The sequence below is a fragment of the Halomonas sp. V046 genome (assembly GCF_052645355.1).
In genome coordinates this window covers 1-375 of sequence record NZ_JBQXYF010000061.1, presented here as the reverse complement: position 1 = coordinate 375, position 375 = coordinate 1, and the positions used below count along the sequence as shown (strand labels likewise).

1 protein-coding gene is annotated in these 375 nt (G+C 67.7%); it reads right to left on the bottom strand.

The genetic code is table 11. The features are described 5' to 3' along the window. Positions 1 to 375 (bottom strand): Ig-like domain-containing protein (locus ACUN9Y_RS22230; RefSeq protein ID WP_445462916.1); only part of this gene is annotated, 375 nt, incomplete at both ends.

Genomic DNA, 375 nt, shown 5'->3' with positions numbered 1-375 from the left:
GTGGCGCTGTCGGTATCACCGTCGGCATCGACCACGCTGTAGCTGATCACGGCCTCGCCGTCGAAGCCATCCGCCGGGGTGAAGGTCACCGTGCCATCGGCGGCGTTGAAGGTCACCGACCCTTGGGCCGGGTCATCCAGGCTCGCCCCGGTCAGGGTCAGCGGGCCGTCGGCGCCGGCGACGTCATTGGCCAGCACGTCGACGGTGATCGGGGTGTTCTCGTTGATCTCGCCGCCGTCATCGTCGACGGCGTCCGGCACGTCATCCTTCACGTCGATCGTGAGGGTCGTGGTCGCGACGTCGCCATCGCTGTCGGTCAGGGTGACCGCGAAGTCGTCCTGAATACCGTCGCTGTCGGTGCCCTGGGTGCTGTGC